Below are 3,973 nucleotides of genomic sequence, written 5' to 3' on the forward strand. Positions count from 1 at the left end.
CCAGCTGAGCTACATCCGCTCACTAAAACATTTAAACACAACAGTAGATTATGGTGCGGATGGGAGGATTCGAACCTCCGACCGCCTGGTTCGTAGCCAGGTACTCTATCCAGCTGAGCTACATCCGCATCGTCGTCTACTTTAAGAAATGGCGGAGAAGGAGGGATTCGAACCCTCGATGGGAGTTAAAGCCCATACTCCCTTAGCAGGGGAGCGCCTTCGGCCACTCGGCCACCTCTCCGTTTCTTGGCGCACATATTACTGTTTGCCGAAAATAAGTCAAACCATTTTTAAGAAACTATTTCTGTTTGAACTGTTTTTAAGCATGTTGACTGTATATCGGACTAACAGCAGCCATAAAGAGGCTTTTCTAATTCCAAAAAATAAAAAAGCCAGTTAAAAAACTAGCTTCTAAAATTCTCAGTAATCATCGAACTACAATCAGAAGTTTCCGCCTTCTGGAGCAGAGCCTGATTTTTCAGATTGAATGCGTTGATAAATCTCTTCACGATGGACAGAGACTTCTTTAGGTGCATTTACACCAATTCGTACTTGGTTACCTTTAACGCCTAATACAGTGACAGTTACTTCATCACCAATCATCAGTGTTTCACCAACACGACGAGTCAATATCAGCATTATTTTGCTCCTTTAGTTCCTAGATCTGCTTTATACGGCATTATTCCGTTATATATATATTATAGAGTTAGCTTAGTACAAATTAACAGTAATCAATTTGAAATAAGTCAATTAATTGCACCTTTAAAACCGTTTACACGATTTCACTAGGTCAAATCTATAAGCCATATTAAGAAAAAACTGCACCAACAAGGCTATTATTAAACATTGAAATTAAACAAGCATGAAAAAAGGATGAAACCTTTCATGCAACGACTTAACAATGTACTTAGCCAATCAACTCTCAATTATCACTATCAACCATACCAAAGTTAACTGTGATATCTACTAGTTTTGTCGCAAATAGCTATATTTCTGCAATAAGTTTGCTATCCGTTAGCATTCGCCTTATCACTTACGTCAAATTTTAAGCTTTTGACAACAAAAAACGCTCATATAGAGCGTTTTAAAATGCAATATTTAACAGGCGGTGTTACTAAGCGAGTTTTTCAGCAAGCCAAGGTAGAACACTATCCAGGGCCCCTTGTAGGTTCTCTGGTTGACTACCACCTGCTTGGGCCATATCAGGACGTCCACCGCCCTTGCCACCAACCTGAACTGCAATTGAGGCAACAAGTTCGCCAGCTTTCACCTTGCCAGTAAGATCTTTAGTTACACCGGCAATTAAGTTAACTTTCGCGTCTCCAGCAATACCTAAGACCACAATCCCTGATTTCAGCTTTTGTTTAAGCTCATCTTGTAAGCCACGAAGTGAACCAGCATCAACCCCTTCTAACTTCTTAACTAAAACTTTAATGCCATTAATCTCAACCGCTTCTCCAGCAAGGTCTGCACTGGTCGCCGCAGCTAACTTATCTTTTAGCTGAGCAAGTTCTTTCTCAAGAGCTTTCGACTTATCAAGTTGTGCCTTAAGTTTTGCCACAACAGAAGCGCTATCGCCTTTAAGCAATGCAGCAGCCTCTTCAAGCGAAGCTTGCTGTTTAGCAACGTAGGCCATAGCTGCAGCGCCAGTTACCGCTTCAATACGGCGAACACCAGCAGCAATACCGCCTTCTGAAGTTATCTTAAACAGACCAATATCACCAGTACGACCAACGTGTGTACCGCCACAAAGTTCTATAGAAAAGTCACCCATTGTCACTACACGCACTTCTGCGTCATATTTTTCGCCAAACAGCGCCATAGCGCCTTTCTCTTTAGCTTGCTCAATATCCATGACTTCAGCTTTCAGTTCATGGTTACGGCGAATTTGAGTGTTAACCAACTCTTCAACTTCTTTAATCTCTGATGCTTTCACACCTTCAAAATGAGAAAAGTCGAAACGTAAACGCTCAGGATCTACCAATGAGCCTTTTTGAGTCACATGAGTACCTAATACTTGGCGTAATGCTGCGTGTAAAAGATGCGTAACTGAGTGGTTTAACTCTGTGCGGTGACGCAGCTTCTTATCAACATTAGTTGCTATGCTCAGCCCTACGTTAATAGAACCTTCGCTAAGCTTACCGATATGGCCGATTGCCTGACCATATTTTTGTGTATCAGCTACTTGATACTCAACACCATCAGCTAATAGCACACCTTTATCACCGCACTGTCCGCCTGACTCGCCGTAAAACGGCGTGTTATCGAGTACGATAACCGCTTCGTCACCAGCATTCAAAACATCAACTGACTTACCTTCTTTATAGATAGCAGTAACAGTCGCTTGGTTATTAAGTTCTTGGTAACCAACAAAGCCGCTCTGTTCATCAATTTTGAGGCCTTCGTTGTAATCAGTCTCAAATTGACCAGCCGCTTGTGCTCGACTACGTTGTTCTGCCATTGCGGTTTTAAAACCTGCTTCATCAACAGTGATATCGCGCTCACGACAAACATCTGCGGTTAAATCAACTGGGAAGCCATAAGTATCATACAGCTTAAATGCTGTTTCACCGTCGAGTACATCGCCCTTCAGGTTTGATAGTGCATTGTCTAAAATACCAAGACCGCGCTCTAGAGTACGAGCAAATTGCTCCTCTTCGGCTTTAAGTGATTTTTCAACGATTGCTTGCGTTGCAACTAACCCTTTAGCTGCATCGCCCATCACTTCAATCAGTGTTGGTACTAACTTGTAGAAAAAGCTACTTGATGCGCCCAACTTATTACCGTGACGCACTGCACGGCGAATAATACGGCGAAGTACATAACCGCGACCTTCATTTGATGGCATTACCCCATCAGCAATAAGGAAAGCACAAGAGCGAATATGATCAGAGATAACGCGTAGTGATTTATTTTCTAGATCAGTAACCCCAAGAATTTCAGCGGTCTTTTTGATAAGCGCTTGGAAGATATCGATTTCGTAATTTGAGTGCACACCTTGCATAATAGCGGCGATACGCTCAATACCCATACCAGTATCAACCGATGGCTTTGGAAGTGGGTTCATTGCTCCATCAGATTGACGATTGTACTGCATGAATACGATGTTCCAGATCTCAATAAATCTGTCGCCATCTTCCTCAGGCGTGCCTGGACGTCCGCCCCAGATATGCTTACCGTGATCGTAAAATATCTCAGTACATGGACCACAAGGGCCAGTGTCACCCATCTGCCAGAAGTTATCTGACGCATAAGCTGCGCCCTTGTTATCACCAATGCGAATAATATTGTCTGGTGCCACGCCGACTTTCTTCGTCCAGATATCGTATGCTTCGTTATCTGTTTCGTAAATGGTTACGCATAAACGCTCTTTAGGTAGCTTTAACTCTTGAGTTAAGAAGTTCCATGCAAAGTTAATTGCATCTTCTTTAAAGTAATCGCCAAAGCTAAAATTACCCAGCATTTCAAAAAAGGTATGGTGACGAGCGGTATAACCCACATTGTCCAAATCATTATGTTTACCACCTGCGCGAACACAGCGTTGCGAAGAGGTCGCACGGCTATAACGACGCTTATCTTCACCAAGAAAAACGTCCTTGAACTGGTTCATGCCCGCATTGGTAAATAACAGTGTTGGGTCATTACCCGGCACGAGAGAACTACTATCAACGACCTGGTGGCCATTTGTGCGGAAATATTCCAAAAAAGCACTACGCAGTGCTGCAGTGGTTTGATACATGAAACCGTCCTGAATTAGGTTGTGCAACTAGCTCGGAAAGAGCCTAATGATAAATTTTTATGAACAGCATTATAAGCAGTGTAATGGCTAACAACCAGCCCTGTAGATGCAAAACTAGCTAGACAGTTAAAAATAAAATGGATCTTATATCAATTCCACTAAGGATATACTCAGTTCAGAGCTTTCTCCGGGCTTTCAATTCAAGCCGCATTGTGGAAGAAATGGTTATTCCCT

2 protein-coding genes and 2 tRNA genes are annotated in these 3,973 nt (G+C 42.5%); all 4 read right to left on the reverse strand.

Going from position 1 to position 3,973, the window contains the following annotated elements; translation table 11 throughout:
• Positions 1-51: 51 nt before the first annotated feature.
• The 4 genes from AB4238_RS19100 to alaS all read right to left on the reverse strand — a co-directional run bounded on the left by AB4238_RS19100 (position 52) and on the right by alaS (position 3,739).
• A tRNA-Arg gene (locus AB4238_RS19100) sits at positions 52-128 on the reverse strand.
• A 21-nt stretch (positions 129-149) separates the two neighbouring features.
• A tRNA-Ser gene (locus AB4238_RS19105) sits at positions 150-241 on the reverse strand.
• Positions 242-441: 200 nt separating this feature from the next.
• Complete coding sequence (gene csrA / locus AB4238_RS19110) at positions 442-639, reverse strand: carbon storage regulator CsrA (RefSeq protein ID WP_020911533.1); 198 nt, start codon at positions 637-639, stop codon at positions 442-444.
• Between the two features lie 475 nt (positions 640-1,114).
• Positions 1,115-3,739 (reverse strand): alanine--tRNA ligase, encoded by a 2,625-nt coding sequence (gene alaS / locus AB4238_RS19115; protein WP_372034864.1) that lies wholly within the window; start codon positions 3,737-3,739, stop codon positions 1,115-1,117.
• Positions 3,740-3,973 lie beyond the last annotated feature (234 nt).

The organism is Shewanella sp. 10N.286.45.A1 (assembly GCF_041470405.1).
Taxonomy (GTDB): Bacteria; Pseudomonadota; Gammaproteobacteria; order Enterobacterales; family Shewanellaceae; genus Shewanella.